The organism is Brevibacterium zhoupengii, from assembly GCF_021117425.1.
Classification (GTDB): domain Bacteria; phylum Actinomycetota; class Actinomycetes; order Actinomycetales; family Brevibacteriaceae; genus Brevibacterium; species Brevibacterium zhoupengii.
In genome coordinates, this window is record NZ_CP088298.1 from 1,268,379 (window position 1) to 1,284,782 (window position 16,404).

At 63.8% G+C, this 16,404-nt stretch carries 15 protein-coding genes and 1 riboswitch; of the genes, 12 read left to right on the plus strand and 3 right to left on the minus strand.

All coding sequences use genetic code 11. The features are described 5' to 3' along the window. Positions 1-20 precede the first annotated feature (20 nt). A riboswitch (TPP riboswitch) is annotated at positions 21-129 on the minus strand. Positions 130-269: 140 nt separating this feature from the next. Next, a complete protein-coding gene (locus LQ788_RS05700; RefSeq protein ID WP_231445837.1) occupies positions 270-2,006 on the plus strand; it encodes an FN3 domain-containing metallophosphoesterase family protein in 1,737 nt (578 codons plus the stop codon). 40 nt (positions 2,007-2,046) lie between these two features. On the opposite strand, the gene LQ788_RS05705 is transcribed toward LQ788_RS05700, so the two are convergent. Together LQ788_RS05705 and LQ788_RS05710 are read right to left on the minus strand one after the other, a co-directional pair. Continuing rightward, positions 2,047-2,955, minus strand: a complete 909-nt coding sequence (locus tag LQ788_RS05705) for a universal stress protein (protein ID WP_231445839.1) — start codon at positions 2,953-2,955, stop codon at positions 2,047-2,049. A gap of 115 nt (positions 2,956-3,070) precedes the next feature. Continuing rightward, positions 3,071-3,610, minus strand: coding sequence for a DUF4916 domain-containing protein (locus LQ788_RS05710; protein WP_009882948.1), 540 nt, complete (start codon positions 3,608-3,610; stop codon positions 3,071-3,073). An 83-nt stretch (positions 3,611-3,693) separates the two neighbouring features. On the opposite strand from LQ788_RS05710, the gene LQ788_RS05715 reads away from it, so the two are divergent. From LQ788_RS05715 to glpK, 9 genes are all read left to right on the plus strand, one after another. Next, a complete protein-coding gene (locus LQ788_RS05715) occupies positions 3,694-3,996 on the plus strand; it encodes a putative quinol monooxygenase (protein ID WP_231445841.1) in 303 nt (100 codons plus the stop codon). A gap of 217 nt (positions 3,997-4,213) precedes the next feature. After that, positions 4,214-5,710, plus strand: a complete 1,497-nt coding sequence (locus LQ788_RS05720) for an MmgE/PrpD family protein (protein WP_009882946.1) — start codon at positions 4,214-4,216, stop codon at positions 5,708-5,710. Continuing rightward, a complete protein-coding gene (gene prpB, locus LQ788_RS05725; RefSeq protein ID WP_096160221.1) occupies positions 5,710-6,615 on the plus strand; it encodes a methylisocitrate lyase in 906 nt (301 codons plus the stop codon). The genes LQ788_RS05720 and prpB overlap by 1 nt, the downstream gene beginning before the upstream one ends. Beyond that, positions 6,612-7,733, plus strand: a complete 1,122-nt coding sequence (locus tag LQ788_RS05730) for a bifunctional 2-methylcitrate synthase/citrate synthase (protein WP_231445843.1) — start codon at positions 6,612-6,614, stop codon at positions 7,731-7,733. Before prpB ends, LQ788_RS05730 begins: the two co-directional genes overlap by 4 nt. 26 nt (positions 7,734-7,759) lie before the next feature. Continuing rightward, positions 7,760-8,569, plus strand: coding sequence for an enoyl-CoA hydratase/isomerase family protein (locus tag LQ788_RS05735; RefSeq protein WP_231445844.1), 810 nt, complete (start codon positions 7,760-7,762; stop codon positions 8,567-8,569). Positions 8,570-8,591: 22 nt separating this feature from the next. Then, positions 8,592-9,557: a Ppx/GppA phosphatase family protein gene (locus LQ788_RS05740; protein ID WP_231445845.1), complete on the plus strand. Its 966-nt coding sequence runs from the start codon at positions 8,592-8,594 to the stop codon at positions 9,555-9,557. 164 nt (positions 9,558-9,721) lie between these two features. Further along, positions 9,722-11,443 carry a glycerol-3-phosphate dehydrogenase/oxidase gene (locus tag LQ788_RS05745; protein WP_231445846.1) on the plus strand — a complete coding sequence of 574 codons (1,722 nt, stop codon included), beginning with the start codon at positions 9,722-9,724 and terminating at the stop codon, positions 11,441-11,443. A 37-nt stretch (positions 11,444-11,480) separates the two neighbouring features. Then, positions 11,481-12,203, plus strand: a complete 723-nt coding sequence (locus LQ788_RS05750) for an MIP/aquaporin family protein (protein ID WP_096160218.1) — start codon at positions 11,481-11,483, stop codon at positions 12,201-12,203. A 79-nt stretch (positions 12,204-12,282) separates the two neighbouring features. After that, complete coding sequence (gene glpK / locus LQ788_RS05755) at positions 12,283-13,815, plus strand: glycerol kinase GlpK (protein ID WP_231445847.1); 1,533 nt, start codon at positions 12,283-12,285, stop codon at positions 13,813-13,815. A 35-nt stretch (positions 13,816-13,850) separates the two neighbouring features. Here the strand turns inward: glpK and LQ788_RS05760 are convergent, their stop codons facing one another. After that, positions 13,851-14,399 (minus strand): GNAT family N-acetyltransferase, encoded by a 549-nt coding sequence (locus tag LQ788_RS05760; protein WP_231445848.1) that lies wholly within the window; start codon positions 14,397-14,399, stop codon positions 13,851-13,853. A 74-nt stretch (positions 14,400-14,473) separates the two neighbouring features. Here LQ788_RS05760 and LQ788_RS05765 point away from each other — a divergent pair, with 74 nt between their 5' ends. Next, positions 14,474-15,517 (plus strand): sugar phosphate isomerase/epimerase family protein, encoded by a 1,044-nt coding sequence (locus LQ788_RS05765; RefSeq protein WP_231445849.1) that lies wholly within the window; start codon positions 14,474-14,476, stop codon positions 15,515-15,517. A 41-nt stretch (positions 15,518-15,558) separates the two neighbouring features. Next, positions 15,559-16,395: a pyrroline-5-carboxylate reductase gene (proC, locus tag LQ788_RS05770; RefSeq protein ID WP_231445851.1), complete on the plus strand. Its 837-nt coding sequence runs from the start codon at positions 15,559-15,561 to the stop codon at positions 16,393-16,395. Positions 16,396-16,404: the final 9 nt, after the last annotated feature.

Sequence of the window (16,404 nt, forward strand, 5' to 3'; positions counted from 1 at the left end):
GCCTCCTCATATCAAGGAGGGGTAGAAGAGTCTCGACTTCCTTCGGCGGTGCTAGCCGCATCAGGTTCGAGGGTCTGCAGCTTCATCTGCACTCTCAGCGCCCCTTTCGGCGCTCCCCTGTCGTGAGGACCACTGTACCCCAGTCGACGAGAGGTACCCGTAACGGAAAGTTCACCTGCCGTTGACTCGTCGGCCGCTCGTCGGGGATGGGGCTTTCATTACCGGCGGGTAGGAATGTTCGGGTGAAAACACAACACCTGAGGTCACCGATGAGTATTCTGTCCGTCTCGGCGCTGCTGGCGGCGCTCGTTGCAGTGCCAGTCCCGGCCCATGCCGGGCTCACGCATGCTGGGCCCACGCACTCGTCCTCCGCCTCGCCCTCGACGCAGCCAGAGGCGGATGAGGAGTCTGCGATCTCCGATGTGGTGCTGCAGGTCGGGGCGGATGAGAGCTCACGCAATCTGTCGTGGATGAGCGAGAACTCCGGCGAGGGGGAGGTCCGCTGGGCCAAGACCGCGGAGCTCGAGGGTTCGGCTCTGCCCGAGGACGCTCACAGATCCGGGACCAGCGACTCGGGTCTCTCGACTGATCTCAAGCGCCACTACAATCATGCGAGCATGACCGGCTTGGAGCCGGACACCGAGTACTCGTACCAGGTCGGCAGCGAAGAGGACGGCTTCTCAGCCGTAGCGCAGTTCGATACGGGTGGTTCCGGCGGCGACAGCGAATTCCTCGTCTTCGGTGACCCGCAGGTCGGTGCCGGCGGCGGGCAGCCCGATGATGCGACTGGTTGGGACAGGACCTTGAACTCGGGCCTGGAGACCGCGCAGGATCCGCGGTTCTTCTTCTCCCTGGGCGATCAGGTGAATTCGGCAGGTGACCAGGGGCAGTACGAACAGTACCTGGCTCCGGCAGCGACTCAGGAGGTTCCGCAGGCGACGACGATCGGCAACCATGATGTCGCCTCGAAGTCCTACGAGCAGCACTTCAACCGCCCCAACGTCAGCAGCGACCATGGCGGAAGAGGACTCGTCGCGTCCGGCGGTGACTATTGGTTCATGGATTCGGGGATTCTGTTCATCGATATCAATTCGAATGACTCCGACACTGACGAGCATGCTGAGTTCATCGATGAGGTAGTGGCCGAGCACGGGGACCAGGCTCGCTGGACGGTTCTCGGATTCCACCACTCGATCTATTCGACCGCGACCCACAACAGCGATCTCGACGTGAAGCGGCTGCGTGACGCGATTCCGCCTGTGGCTGCGCGCAACGACATCGACCTCGTGGTGTCCGGCCACGACCACATCTACAATCGGACGTTCCTCATGGATGCCGAAGGCAAGAAGGTCGAGTCCTCCGATGCCGGTCTCGAGCAGGAGAAAGAAGAAGGGCAGACGATGTACCTGACTCTGACCTCGTCCTCGGGCTCGAAATTCTACGATTACGTTCCGGGTCTGGACTGGGAGGCCAAGAGCGTCCACAACGACATCCCCGCCTTCACCCGCGTGCGGGTCAGCGACGACGCGCTGCGCGCGACGACCTACGAGGTTCCAGCAGACGGCACGCAGCAGGCTGAGGCGCAGGCCGCGTCCGAGCAGATCGACGATGTCGAGATCACCCGCTCCGGCGATGACGCACCAAAGCCGGGCGCCGACGCCGGAGCAGATGCTGACGCTGAAGACGCTGCGGCAAGTTCCGACGGTGCTTCAGCAGACGCGGACAGCGCCTCAGCGGACGCGGACAGTATCGAATCCGACGGCACGACCGAGTCTGGGGGCACGACCGAGTCTGAGGGCGCGGAAGCCGGCGCGGAGTCGACTGCCGCCTCCGCTGCCGCCGCCAGCTCCGGCGCAACCTCAGCGAACTCAGATTCAGGTGCCGACGGCGGCGATCTGCCGCGCACCGGCACTCAGTTCGGACTGCCGATCGGCCTCGGTGTGGCTGCAATCATCGTCGGGGCGGTGCTGCTGCTCGTGTCCAAACGTCACCGCAGCCCCCGCTGACGCAGTCTGCAACGACGAAGACTGCACCGACAGACTCGGCTCAGCTCGGAACGACCATGACCGGGCCGTCAGCATGATGGAGGACTCCGCGTGACACCGAACCCAGAAGTGCACTTCTGACTGCTCCTCGCCCGCGAGTGCCGAGGACGGTCAGCTGTGCGGTCTTCGTGGCTTCGAGGAGTTCTTCGACAGGGTCGCCGATGGGTACCTCGGCACTCACCGGCAGTTCGGGGAGCTGCTGAGCCACAGCCGCGACCTCGGCTTCGAGCGCAGTCTCGAGCTGTTTCTTCCTCCGTCCGGAGACCTCGGCGCTCAGCTCAAGTTCGGGGTACCAGTAGAGCCATTCTTCGCCGGCCGGGAGGACGGAGACGATGCTGAGTGGGGCATTGCGTGAGTTGGCCACCTCGGCTGCGGTGAACAGCGCCAGACGCCCGGCGTCCGAGCCGTCGACTGCGACGACCACCCGTGCGTTCTCCGGCTCAGTTCGGTGGCCTGGGACGACGATCGTCGGGCAGTGGGAGTGGGCGGGCAGCGCCGTGGACACCGAGCCGAGAAGTCGGCCCATGAATCCGCCCCGGCCCCTGGCTCCCACGACCACTGTCCGGGCGTGGGAGCTCAGGTCCCTCAGCACCCCGGCCGCGTCGCCCTGGTCGGCCCGATAGGAGACCCTGCCCGGGTGGTCTCGCAGGAGTCCGGCCGCCTCGCCGAGGCGCTTCTCGACCGCGCGCAGCGCGGCCTCCTCCTCGTTCTCCTCCGGCATTGATGCGATGTTCGGGTAGATCATCGCGGGAACGGTATAGGCGCCGACGACGGTGAGGGCAGTGTTGCGACGAGTGGCCTCGGCTGCTCCGTATTCAAGGGCTCGGGCGGCGAGTTCGGAGCCGTCATAGCCGACGAGGATTCCGAGGTTGGTCGATGTCTGGTCAGCGGTGCGGTTCTCGGCAGTCATGGCAGACCTCCCGTGGGGGCCGACTGTACCCGGACGAGGACGATGGCCCCGTCATCAGAACCGTCCTCGTGGACTCAGTCTACCAAGGTTCTTCTACGGAGTGTAGAAAAACCTTTCAGATCGCGAAGCCCATGTGAGCCAGCGCGTAGCGGAGGATGTGCTCCTGACCGTGGCACATCTCGCCGACGATATCGGAGCGCAGCGTCTCCTCCGGTGTCAGCCAATCGAGACTCAGCGCATCCGCACGAGGTGTGCACTCGCCGCGGACTTCGAGGATGAAACACATTGAGATCGCATGCTGGCGGGGGTCATGGAGCAGTGATGAGCCTTCGGTGGGAAAGTACTCGGCGATATGGAACGGTGCGATCGCAGGCGGGATGACCGGCAGCGCCATCGGTCCGAGGTCATTCTCCGCATGGCGCATCAGCGCCGAGCGGATGCTCTCATGGAAGCGGATCCGCCCGCCGACGACCTCTCGCCCCAGCGTCCCGTCGTCCAGGCTTCGCAGCAGAAGGCCGATTCGCTCGACGTCTCCCGATTCGCCCACTCGCACGGGGATCGCATTGACATAGGGGATGGGCAGTCGCCGTCGCAGCTGAGCGAACTCGGCATCGTCGAACCAGTTCTCGTCGAAGTCCAGAGCAGTGCGCGTCATGGGTCAATTGTGGCACAGTTCACTGGCGACCCAACCTGGCGGACGACAGTGATGCAAGTCACTCCCGCTGGTATCATCAGGGCATGGTCTTCGCGAATGCTGGCACCCTTGGGGTTCTCCCCGGACAGCGTGACGCGCTGGTCGCGCATCTGACCGTACGCAGCGATCATCTGTCTCGCGTCGGCTGTCTCAGCTACGAGGTCGGCATCAACGATGAGCAGCCTGACACCGTCTTCGTCGTCGAGCTGTGGGAGAGCGCCGAGGCGCATCGGGCCTCGCTGGAGCTTCCCGAGGTGCAGGCGTCAATCGAGGCCGCCCGTCCCATGCTGTCGGGGGAGTTCGGGGGATTCCACTTCGATATCGTCGGATCTCCGCTCCACGACTGAGCCTGGCGCACCCTCCTGGAGCCAGTGCCCTTCACCGCGCCCTCCCGGCCAGATTCCGGTAGGTGGGACCGGGTGGTGGGATCGAGGTTCCTTCGGGTAAAGTATCTTGATGTCGAGATAAAATTCTGGCCAGACCGTGACAGAGAAGTGACGTAGCCTACAGTTGTGTCAGCCACTCTCAGACCTGAACGGTCAAGGACGTTTGAAGGGGTTAACCATGATCGATCATGAAGTCCGCACGTATAAGAGCTCAGAGAACCTGGCTCGTGAAGACCAACTCGCCTGGAAGATCGCCGAGGTCGCCTCAGACCCGACTCCAGTGGATTCAGAGGTCACCGAAATGGTGATCAACCGAGTCATCGACAACGCCTCGGTAGCCGCAGCTTCGGTGCGCCGCTCGGCTCCGCTGCACGCTCGGGAACAAGCACAGACCCACCCCTACTCACCCGGAGCCACAGTCTTCGGTCTGCCGCTGGGGGAGCACTTCTCCCCGGAATGGGCAGCATGGGCCAACGGAGTCGCCGTTCGTGAACTCGACTTCCATGACACCTTCCTTGCCGCCGAGTACTCACACCCCGGCGACAACATCCCACCAGTCCTCGCGGTCGCCCAGCACAAGGGCATCAGCGGCAAGGACCTCATCAACGGCATCGCCACCGGCTACGAGATCCAGGTCGACCTGGTCAAGGGAATGTGCCTGCACGAGCACAAGATCGACCACGTCGCCCACCTCGGCCCCTCCGCAGCAGCCGGAATCGGCGCCATGCTCGGCCTCGACACCGAGGTCACCTTCCAGGCCATCCAGCAGGCCCTGCACGTGACCACCGCAACCCGCCAGTCCCGCAAGGGCGAGATCTCCTCGTGGAAGGCACACGCTCCCGCGTTCGCCGGCAAGATGGCCGTCGAGTCCGTCGACCGTGCCATGCGCGGCGAAGGCGCACCCAACCCGATCTACGAAGGTGAAGACGGCTTCATCGCCTGGATCCTCTCCGGTCCTGAGGCTCGCTACACCATCCCTCTGCCCGGTGCAGGCGAGGCCAAGCGCGCGATCCTCGACACCTACACCAAGGAGCACTCCGCCGAATACCAGGCGCAGGCGCTCATCGACCTCGCCCGCAAGCTCGGCGGCGAGATCGAGGACCTGACGAAGATCAAGCGCATCGTCATCCACACCTCGCACCACACGCACAACGTCATCGGCACCGGCGCGAACGATCCGCAGAAGATGGATCCCAAGGCCAGCCGCGAGACCCTTGATCACTCGATCATGTACATCTTCGCTGTGGCCATGGAGGATCAGGGCTGGCACCACGAGCACTCGTACGCACCCGAGCGTGCCGGACGTCCCGAGACAGTCAAGCTGTGGCACAAGATCGAGACCACCGAAGACAAGGAATGGACTCGCCGCTACCACTCGACCGATCCCAACGAGAAGGCCTTCGGCGGCCGCGTGGAGATCGAATTCGAGGACGGCTCGACACTGGTCGACGAGATCGCTGTGGCCGACGCGCACCCCTTCGGTGCTCGTCCCTTCGCCCGCGCGAACTACATCGAGAAGTTCAAGACCCTGTCCGAAGGCATCCTCACCGGTGCCGAGCAGACTCGCTTCATCGACCTGGCCGAGAACCTCGAGAACCTCGACGCCAAGGGCGTTGCCGAACTCAGCTTCACCGTCGACGGCCTCGAGCACACCGGTTCGAAGGGCATCTTCTGATGTTGGGGGCAACCGCAACGCCGGCCGAGCGCCGCGCGAAGTTCCGCGAGCTCCTCGCCGGTGATCAGATCGTCCAGTTCCCCGGGGCCATCAATCCGATCAACGCTCAGATCATCGAGCAGACCGGGTTCGAGGGCGTCTACATCTCCGGAGGTGCCTTCTCCGCAGCCATGGGCCTGCCCGACATCGGTCTCACCACCCTCACCGAGGTGGCCGATCACGGACGCAACATCGCCCGGGTGACGAACCTGCCGACCTTCATCGACGCCGACACCGGCTGGGGTGAAGCCATGAACGTGGCCCGCACCATCCAGGAATTCGAAGACGCCGGAATCTCGGGGATGCACCTCGAAGACCAGGTCAACCCGAAGCGCTGCGGTCACCTCGACGGCAAAGAGGTTGTCACCGCTGCTGAGATGTCCAAGCGCATCAAGGCCGCCGTCAAGGGCCGTCGGGATGAGAACTTCGTCATCAGTGCCCGCACCGACTCCCGCGCAGGCGAAGGTCTGGACGCGGCGATCGACCGCGCGAAGGCCTACGTCGACGCCGGAGCGGACCTGATCTTCCCCGAAGCCATGCGGGACCTCGGCGAATTCGAGAAATTCGCCAGCAGCGTGGATGTTCCGATTCTGGCGAACATGACAGAATTCGGAAAGAGCGAACTGTTCACGACCGAGCAGTTGGCGAACGTCGGAGTCAAAGTCGTGATCTACCCGGTCACAACTCTGCGTCTCGCCATGGGTGCGATCAAATCGGGCCTGCAGACCATTCGCGACCAGGGCACACAGGTGGACCTGCTCGAGGGAATGCAGACCCGTGCGGACCTGTACGACACGATCGACTACGCTGCGTACAACGATTTTGACGCGGCCGTATTCAACTTTTCACAGGAGGGTCACCAGTGACCGAAGAAATCAAGAAGGGCCTCGCCGGCGTCGTCGTCGACACCACGGCCGTTTCGAAGGTAGTCCAGGAAACGAACTCGCTCACCTACCGCGGCTACCCCGTGCAGGAGCTCGCAGCCAACTGCAGCTTCGAGGAAGTCGCCTATCTGATCTGGAACAGCGAACTGCCGACCAAGGCTCAGCTCGAGGAGTTCCAGGCCCGCGAGCGTGAGCAGCGCGGAATCGACGACAAGCTCGTCCAGCTCATCCTCGATCTGCCCAAGGACTGCCACCCGATGCACGTGGTGCAGACCGCGGTGTCCTACCTCGGCGCCGTCGACCCTGATGCTGATGTCGAAGGTGAAGAGGCCAACCTGGCCAAGGCCGAGCGTCTCTACGCACAGCTGCCGACGATCGTGGCCATCGACCACCGTCGCCGCCACGGCCTCGACCCGGTCGCTCCGACGAAGGACCTCGGCTACGCCGCGAACTTCTTCAAGATGGTCTTCGACGAGGTCCCCGACGAAGCGGTCGTGCGCTGCTTCGACATCTCGATGATCCTCTACGCGGAGCACTCGTTCAACGCCTCGACGTTCACCACCCGCGTCATCACCTCAACGACGGCCGACCTGTACTCGGCAGTCGCCGGTGGTGTCGGCGCTCTCAAGGGACCACTCCACGGCGGTGCCAATGAGGCCGTCATGGCGATGCTCGAAGAGGTCGGCACTGCCGACAAGGCTTCGGCGTGGATCGACGATGCGTTGGCGAAGAAGGCCAAGATCATGGGCTTCGGACACCGTGTCTACAAGAACGGCGACTCGCGCGTGCCCACCATGCGCAAGGCCTTCGAGAACATGGTCGAGGCCAAGGGCGCAACCGATCTTCTCGATCTCTACAACGCCTTCGAAGAGGACTTTGTGGGTCGTAAGGGCATCTACCCGAACCTCGACTACCCGTCAGGCCCGGCCTACCACCTCATGGGCTTCGACACCGATCAGTTCACACCGATCTTCGTCATGGCCCGCATCACCGGCTGGACCGCTCACATCATGGAACAGCAGGCCAACAACGCTCTGATCCGTCCGCTGAGCGCCTACGACGGTCACGAGCAGCGCGAAGTTCCCGCAGACCGGGGCTGAGAAGCTCATGCTGAAAGGCTGTGCACATGACCGTTGACGGCACATACCGTCCGGTCGATCTCGAGGGTTTCGACTTCACCGTCACCGGTGGAGTCGGAACCCTCGTCATCGATCGGCCCGAAAAACGCAATGCCATCTCCCGCCCGATGTGGCGGGCTCTGCCGGACATCATCGCCGGTGTCGATGCCGATGACTCGATCGGTGCGCTCGTGATCAGGGGCGCTGCCGGGCACTTCTCCGCCGGCTCTGACATCGCCGATCTCAATGTTCCCCTCGATGATTTCTGGGAACTCAATTCCACCGCCGAGGCGGCTGTGGCCAACTCGCGCACCACGACGATCGCGGCCATCACCGGCAACTGCGTCGGCGGGGGCACCGAGATCGCGGCGGCCTGCGACATCCGCATCGCCGCCCCCGGTTCGATCTTCGGGGTCACGGCTGCGAAGCTCGGACTCGTCTACCCTCCCGGTCCGACTCGGCGTCTGGCGAGCGTCCTCGGTGACTCCTGGGCCAGGTATCTGCTGGTCACCGCCTCGATCGTGAAGTTCGACCAGATGCGCGAGCTCGGCTTCTTCCACGAAGTCTCCGAAACTCCGCTGGAGGCGGCGCAGGCGATGGGGGAGAAGATCGTCGGGCTCTCACGGCTGTCCCAGCTGGGATCCAAAGCGGTCCTGTCCGGGGAGCTGACGGACAACGCCACGGCCGACTCCGCTTTCAACCCACCGCAGTGGCTCGACGAGGCCTACCAGGCAGAGATCGCTCGCGGCCAGGAAGCGTTCTTCGCCAAGCGCCCGCCCGAGTTCGGCTTCCGGGGCACGGACTGGGTCGAGGAATGAATTCTGTGGTTAAACTGATCGAATGCGCCTAGCAGTCCTCGATATCGGCTCCAACAGCGTCCACCTTCTCGTGGTCGACGCTCATGTCGGAGCCCCTCCCTTGCCCGCCACCTCCCACAAAGAGGTCCTGCGCCTCGCCGAGTACCTCGGCGACGACGGCATGATCGACGCAGCCGGTCAGGAACGACTGCACAACTTCATCGCCGAGGCGGTGGAGATCGCCGAGGACCAAGGATCGGAGCAGATCCTGGCATTCGCCACCTCGGCGATCAGAGACGCACCGAATGGTGCCGAGCTCATCGACTCCATCAACGCTCAGCTCGGGGTCACCCTCAACGTGATGTCGGGCAAGGACGAAGCACGGGTGACGTTCCTGGCCGTCAGGCGCTGGTTCGGCTGGTCGGCTGGGAAGATCCTGCTGCTCGACATCGGCGGCGGCTCCCTCGAGATCGCAGCAGGGCAGGACGAATACCCCGAAGCCGCCGTGTCAGTGCCTCTGGGTGCAGGCCGGACCTATTCCGACTTCATCCCCGATCCGCTGCCCAGCGCCGAGGACATCCACAGCCTCCAGAAGTACGCCCGCTCCCAGATCGGCCGCATCGCCGGCAAGATCAACCGCGTGGGCACAGCCGACCAGGTGGTGGGCTCGTCGAAGACATTCCGCTCCCTGGCCCGGATCGCCGGCGCGGCACCCAGCGGTGACGGCATCTACGCCCCACGCAAACTCTTCCGCCGAGACCTCGCCGGGATCATCGAGACTCTGTCCTCCCGAACTCCGGAAGAACGCGCCACACTGCCCGGAGTCTCCCAGGCTCGCGCAGGCCAGGTCCTTGCCGGAGCCATCGTCGCCGACGCCGCCTTCGCCATCTTCGACGTCAACGTGATGAACATCTCCCCATGGGCACTGCGCGAAGGCATCATCATGCGCAAACTCGACCTGCTCGACTCCGCAGAGACCTCCTCGGCGATGCGGGTCGAACTGGTCTGAGCCCTTTCGCAACTGGTCTGAGCCCTTTCGCAATTGAGCGTTGTGTTTCGCTTCTGCGCATTGCCTGTTAGATTTTTCCTAACTGCCGCGCACGGACCACCAGCTGGGGCCGGGGCGCAATAATGGTGGGAACGCACACGCTCCGAGAAGGAAAAGAACTGTCAATGCGAAATGGCGAGTTGTCCCCATCGTTCCGCGATGAAGCCCTGCACACCCTGGAGAACACCAGCCCGGACGACCCGCTCGACGTCTTCGTCGTCGGCGGAGGCGTCACCGGAGCAGGATCCGCCTTCGATGCGGCCACCCGCGGACTTAAGGTCGGGGTCGTCGATGCCAAGGACTGGGCTTCCGGCACCTCGTCACGGTCCTCGAAACTCATGCACGGCGGACTGCGCTACCTGGAGATGCTCGACTTCAAACTCGTGGCTGAAGCGCTGAAGGAACGCGACCTCCTGCTCCAACACACGGCGCCCCACCTGGTTGAACCCGTGGCCTTCGTCTTCCCCTTCGAACACCGCCTCATCGACAGGGCATTCATCGGATCCGGCGTTCTGCTCTATGACACGATGGCCACCCGCCCCGGACGCAAACGTGCCGTCCCGATGCACCGCCACCTGGGCAAGAAAGCACTCACTGCCCATTTCCCCGGCCTGGCCGACGACGCAGCGGTCGGTGCCCTCGAATACTACGATGCGAAGGTCGACGACGCCCGTTTCGTCATGACGCTCATCCGCTCCGCTGTGGGCTACGGCGCAGCAGCGGCCAACCACGTCTCCGTCATCGACTACCTCCACGACGGGGACCAGGTCTCCGGAGTCCGTGCTCGTGATGAGATGACCGGCCGGGAATTCGACATCCACGCCCGCCGCACGATCCTTGCCGGGGGAGTCTGGACCGAGGAACAGCAGGACCTGGCCAAGGCCGACGCAGGCCTCCAGGTGCTCGCTTCCAAGGGCGTGCACATCACGGTCGAGCAGGACAAGATCAAGGCAGACCCGAACACGGGCATCATCTCGAAGACGGAGAAGTCCGTGCTCTTCGTGATCCCGTGGGAGGGCTACTGGGTCATCGGCACCACGGACACCCCGTGGGACCAGGACGTCGACTCACCGGTCGCGAACTCCGATGACATCGACTACCTGCTCAAGCACGCGAACGCGATTCTGACCGAGAAGCTGACCCGCAACGACGTCATCGGCGTCTACTCCGGCCTCCGCCCCCTGCTCCAGCCCGTGGTCAAGGAAGGTCAGGCCTCGACGAAGGTCTCCCGCGAACACACGGTGATGGAGATCGAGCCCGCTCTGGCAGCCATCGCCGGTGGCAAGTTCACCACGTATCGCGTCATGGCCGAGGACGCCGTCGACTTCGTCCTCGGAGATGACGCGAAGGACCGCCGATCCCTGACCGAATCGATCCCGCTGCTGGGCGCTCAGGGCGTCGGGGCCGTGCGCCGCGGCCAATCCGGTATCGCCGAGAAATACGGGTGGGACGAAGACCGGGTCAGGCGCCTCATCCGCCGCTACGGCACCCTGCTCGAGGACATCCTCGACCTCATCGACGAGGACCCCGAACTCGGTCGCCCGCTGCCCGGTGCCGAACGCTACCTGCGCGCCGAGGCACACTATGCGGCGACCTCGGAAGGTGCCGTCCACCTCGGCGACATCCTCGAGCGACGGATGCGGCTGAACTATGAGGTCAGGGACCGAGGCAAGCACGCCGCCGAGGCGGTCGCTGCGATCGTCGCCCCGATCCTCGGGTGGGACGAGGACAGAGAAGCAGATGAAATCGCCGATTTCACCTCTCATGTCGACGCACAGATCGCCGCCGAATCCACCCACGACGATGCCGCGGCTGCCGCACTCGTCGAGGAAACACTGAAACCGTAAATCCGCTAAGCAGGACAAACATAGGAGTTTGTGAGATATGGGTACTATTTTCCTTTATGAGATCGGCGGAACGGCGATGCTCATACTGCTCGGTGTCGGCGTCGTCGCCAACGTGGTGCTGGGCAAGACCAAGGGCAACGGGGGAGGCTGGCTCCTCATCTCGTTCGGCTGGGGCCTCGCGGTCTTCGCCGGTGTCTTCGTCGCATTCAAGACAGGTGCACACCTCAACCCCGCCGTGACCATCGGCATCTTGTCCAGTGGTGCCGAGGAATACGCTCCCGGCATCGCCGTGAACTTCGGCAACACCATCGCCTACCTCGCGGCCGAGATGATCGGTGCCATGATCGGTGCCTTCCTCGCCTGGGCCGTATACAAGAAGCACTATGACGAGGAGAAGGAAGCCGGCAACATCCTCGGCACCTTCTCCACCGGTCCGGAGATCCGCAGCTACGGCTGGAACTTCGTCACCGAGGTCATCGCCACCTTCGTCCTCGTCTTCGTCATCCTCCTCTTCGGAGGAACCCCGCACGGGCTCGGACCCTTGGCAGTCGGCCTCCTCGTCGTCGTCATCGGCGCCTCGCTGGGCGGACCCACCGGCTACGCAATCAACCCGGCCCGTGACCTCGGGCCCCGCATCGTCCATGCCCTGCTGCCGATCCCGAACAAGGGCAGCTCGGACTGGGCATACTCGTGGGTGCCGATCGCAGGACCTCTGGTCGGCGCCATCATCGCCGGACTGCTCTCCCGAGCCTTCGTCTGAGCATGCCGGGCCTTCGTCTGATCCGGCCCTCGTCTGAGTCACCAGCAATCCACAGCATCACCTCGACATAGGAGTCAGCATGAGTCAGGAAAAGTACATCCTCGCCGTCGACCAGGGCACCACCTCGTCGCGGGCCATCGTCTTCAACCACGCAGGGCAGATCGTGTCATCGGGTCAGCTCGAGCACGAGCAGATCTTCCCTCGGGCCGGCTGGGTCGAACACGACCCGATGGAGATCATCAGGAACACGAACGAGGCGATCGGTCAGGCCCTGACCCGCGCCGACATCAACCGCCACCAGCTCGAGGGCGTCGGCATCACGAACCAGCGTGAGACCACGGTGATCTGGAACAAGAACACCGGCAAGCCGGTCTACAACGCGATCGTCTGGCAGGACACCAGAACACAGAAGATCTGCGATGAACTCGCCGGAGACGAAGGTCCCGACAAGTACAAGGACCGGGTCGGTCTGCCCCTGGCCACCTACTTCGCCGGGCCGAAGGCCAAGTGGGTCTTCGACAATGTCGAGGGCGTCAAGGAGTCTGCTGAAGCCGGGGAGCTGCTCTTCGGCACCATGGACACCTGGGTGCTCTGGAACCTCACCGGCGGTGTCAACGGCGGAGTCCACGTCACCGACGTCACCAACGCCTCGCGCACCATGCTCATGAACGTCAAGAGTCTCGATTGGAACGAGGAGATCGCTGGCGACATGGGCATCCCCGTCTCGATGCTGCCGGAGATCAAGTCCTGCTCCGAGGTCTATGGGTACGGTGCGAAGAACGGCCTCATCATCGACACCCCGATCTGCGGCATCCTCGGTGACCAGCAGGCGGCGACCTTCGGCCAGGCCTGCTTCGAGAAGGGCCAGGCCAAGAACACCTACGGCACCGGCAACTTCATGCTCATCAACACCGGCAACGAGCCTGTGGCCAGCAAAAACGGTCTGCTGACGACGGTGGCCTACAAGATCGGCGACGCCGATGCGGTCTACGCCCTCGAAGGTTCCATCGCCGTCACCGGGTCCCTTGTGCAGTGGCTGCGTGACAACCTCGGAATCATCTCCGATGCTCCCGAGGTCGAGACGCTGGCGAAGCAGGTCGAGGACAACGGCGGCTGCTACATCGTGCCGGCCTTCTCCGGTCTCTTCGCCCCGCACTGGGAGTCCGACGCACGCGGCGTGATCGTGGGCCTGACTCGCTACGTCAACAAGAACCACATCGCCCGTGCGGCTCTCGAGTCGGTTGCGTTCCAGTCCCGTGAGGTCCTCGACGCTATGGACCTCGATTCGGGTGTCGCGCTCACCGAGCTCAAGGTCGACGGCGGCATGGTCGCCAACGAAACGCTCATGCAGTTCCAGGCCGACCTCCTCGGCGTGCCCGTCATCCGGCCTGAGGTCGTCGAGACCACGGCCCTGGGTGCGGCCTACGCAGCGGGCATCGCCGTGAAGTTCTGGAACGGCGAGGACGACGTGAAGGCCAACTGGCGCGAGGGCAAGCGCTGGGAGCCGTCCATGGACGAGGACAAGGTCGCTCGCGTCTACCGTCTGTGGAACAAGGCCGTCGACAAGTCGAAGACCTGGGTCGACGAGGACGTCGAAGAACTCTACGGCTGACCTTCGGTCGAGGTCTCACCTCGCCGAGGTGGGCCTCAGCCGAGGTCGACCGTGAACATGCGCTCTGGCACCGCTGGAGACACCCCGTCGAAGACGTGGGTGATCTCCGTGCGGTGCCAGCCGTGTTTGGCATAGAAGCGCATCGCCCGCTCATTGCCTTCGGCGACCATGAGATAGGCGCGGGTGAATCCCATCGCCCGCAGTTCCTCCTCCAAAGCGTGGAGGAGGTCCGCTCCTGCACCGGTGCCGAAGGCATCCGGGTGGAGATTGATCGCCGCCAGCTGTCCCAATCCAGCGGTGTCGGGGAGTCTCCCGAGCACCTCGGCGCTGTCCCGAGGCGGGCAGACTCCACCGAAACCGAGAACACGGTCCTCGGCAGGTTCCAGCGCAACCAGCGTCGACATCGGATTCGACTCCTCGCCGAGGTTTCTCGCCCAGCCGGTGGTCTGCCGGTCAAGGTTCAGGGAGTCCAGAATCTCATCGGCCATGATGCCGCGGTAGGCGGCCGTCCATGCAGCGATGTGGACTTCGGCGATCTGGGCGGCATCATCGACGCGGGCCCGGCGAACTCGAAAATCAGCCATTGATCCAGCTTAGCGACGTCAGCGCTTATGCTTTCTGAGGGAATATGGAATCTTCGAGGACTAAACTGGGTGGAATGAGCAGGGTGAAACGGTCGAAGTCATCACGGAAGGTCTATACCGCGAAGAATTCAGCGCGGTCCAATTTCCGACGCCACCGTGAGTACTTCGACAATCACGAAGTCTATGACCACGACACTCAGCACAGTTCCGACCACACGATCCGAATCGGTCTCTCCAGTTCCTCGGTGTCGCCGATGACCGTGGCCGAGACCTTCGCACAGGCTGCCAAGCACGGTTATGACGGCGTCGAGATCATGGTCACCCACAACGCCGAGACCCGCGACGTCGACCTCATCAACGGTCTGGCCGCAGAGACGGGCCTCGAAGTCATGTCTCTGCATGCACCGACCCTGCTCTTCCTGCCCCGCGTCCTGCACAAGGACCACTGGGAGAAGCTGCGCATCACCGCCAACCTCGCCAAGGCGGTCGGCGCGAAGACTGTGGTCCTGCACCCGCCCTTCCGCTGGCAGGGGGAGTACGCCCTAGGCTTCGTCGAAGGCGTTCGACAGGTGTCCGAGGAGACCGGAGTCGTCCTCGCCGTGGAGAACATGTACCCCTGGCGCGCGGGCGTACGCGAGATCCTCGTCTACTATCCCGACTGGAACCCTCTCGACGAGGACTATGACGCTCTCACCTTCGACTTCTCCCACGCCTCGACGGCCGGAATGAACGCGCTCGAGACCGTCTCGGAGATCTTCGACAAACTTCGACACGTCCACCTCACCGACGGCTCCGGATCCCTCACGGACGAACACCTGATCCCCGGTGCAGGCACCATGCCCGTAGCCGAGACGCTGCAGCACCTGGCCAAACACAATTGGTCCGGCGACATCGTCGTCGAAGTCAACACTCGCTTCGTCGCGAAGAAGTCCACGCGAGAGCAGATGCTCGCAGACTCACTCGCCTTCGCCCGCGAGCATCTCGGGCTCGCACCTGAGGCCAGCCACCGCAATTCTTCCAGCCATGTCCGCACCAGCGAGTTGCGCGCGAATGGGAACCCCACGAGTGGGAATCCCGCGAGCGAGATCCGCGCGAACGACGGACAGCCGAACTCCTGAACGAACCACGAACACGTGAACAACAGAAAGGCAGGTCTGATTTGACCACAATCGCCTCCATCGGCACCGGAAACATGGGTACGGCACTGCTCAAGGGAATCCTCAGCGCCGACGAGAAGCTCGACGTTCGAGCGACAACGAATTCGGCCGCCTCGGCGAAACGACTTGCCGCAGAACTCCCCAACGCCACCGTCACCTCCGTCGAGGATGATGCTGAGGCCAACCGGAAGGCTGCCGAAGGCGCCGACTTCGTCTTCCTCGGAGTCAAACCGTGGATGATGGCCGAGACCGTGCGTGACCTGTCCCCGAGCCTGAACGCCGGCTCAGTCCTCGTCTCGATGGCTGCCGGTGTCGCCATGGCCGACCTGGCCACCCTGGCACCGCAGAACCCGATCGTGCGGATTATGCCCAACACCCCCAGCTCCATCGGGCACGGCGTCATCGCCCTTGCCCCCTCCGCGAAGGTGGACGGCACCACCGTGGACACGCTGCGGACACTGCTGTCGGGAGCCGGACTCGTTGTGGCCTTGGATGAAGCCGAGATCCCGGCGATGACAGGTATCTCAGGCTCCGGTGTCGCCTATTTCTTCCTCCTGGCCGAGACCATGATCGCCGCCGGTATGAAGATGGGGCTGAGCGAGGAGACCGCCAAGCAGATGGTCGTGGCCACCGCGGACGGAGCAGGTCGGCTCCTGACCGAGAAGCCGGACCCGAGCGCGCAGCGTCAGGCCGTCTCCAGCAAAGGTGGGACCACGCTCGCCGGCCTGCAGACCTTCATCGATGCGGGACTCTTCGACACCACAGCGGCGGCAGCGCAGGCCGCTGGCGACCGTTCCCTGGAGATGGAGAAGGAGAACTCCGAGGTCATCAACGGCTGAGCGCCCGCG

What these genes read in the sequence shown, in the direction of transcription:
- LQ788_RS05700 (WP_231445837.1), top strand. Translation starts at nt 270, where the DNA reads ATGAGTATTCTGTCCGTCTCGGCGCTGCTGGCGGCGCTCGTTGCAGTG.
- LQ788_RS05760 (WP_231445848.1), bottom strand. Translation starts at nt 14,399, where the DNA reads ATGGCTGATTTTCGAGTTCGCCGGGCCCGCGTCGATGATGCCGCCCAG.
- LQ788_RS05735 (WP_231445844.1), top strand. Translation starts at nt 7,760, where the DNA reads ATGACCGTTGACGGCACATACCGTCCGGTCGATCTCGAGGGTTTCGAC.
- LQ788_RS05715 (WP_231445841.1), top strand. Translation starts at nt 3,694, where the DNA reads ATGGTCTTCGCGAATGCTGGCACCCTTGGGGTTCTCCCCGGACAGCGT.
- prpB (WP_096160221.1), top strand. Translation starts at nt 5,710, where the DNA reads ATGTTGGGGGCAACCGCAACGCCGGCCGAGCGCCGCGCGAAGTTCCGC.
- LQ788_RS05705 (WP_231445839.1), bottom strand. Translation starts at nt 2,955, where the DNA reads ATGACTGCCGAGAACCGCACCGCTGACCAGACATCGACCAACCTCGGA.
- LQ788_RS05740 (WP_231445845.1), top strand. Translation starts at nt 8,592, where the DNA reads ATGCGCCTAGCAGTCCTCGATATCGGCTCCAACAGCGTCCACCTTCTC.
- LQ788_RS05745 (WP_231445846.1), top strand. Translation starts at nt 9,722, where the DNA reads ATGCGAAATGGCGAGTTGTCCCCATCGTTCCGCGATGAAGCCCTGCAC.
- glpK (WP_231445847.1), top strand. Translation starts at nt 12,283, where the DNA reads ATGAGTCAGGAAAAGTACATCCTCGCCGTCGACCAGGGCACCACCTCG.
- LQ788_RS05750 (WP_096160218.1), top strand. Translation starts at nt 11,481, where the DNA reads ATGGGTACTATTTTCCTTTATGAGATCGGCGGAACGGCGATGCTCATA.
- LQ788_RS05765 (WP_231445849.1), top strand. Translation starts at nt 14,474, where the DNA reads ATGAGCAGGGTGAAACGGTCGAAGTCATCACGGAAGGTCTATACCGCG.
- LQ788_RS05720 (WP_009882946.1), top strand. Translation starts at nt 4,214, where the DNA reads ATGATCGATCATGAAGTCCGCACGTATAAGAGCTCAGAGAACCTGGCT.
- LQ788_RS05710 (WP_009882948.1), bottom strand. Translation starts at nt 3,610, where the DNA reads ATGACGCGCACTGCTCTGGACTTCGACGAGAACTGGTTCGACGATGCC.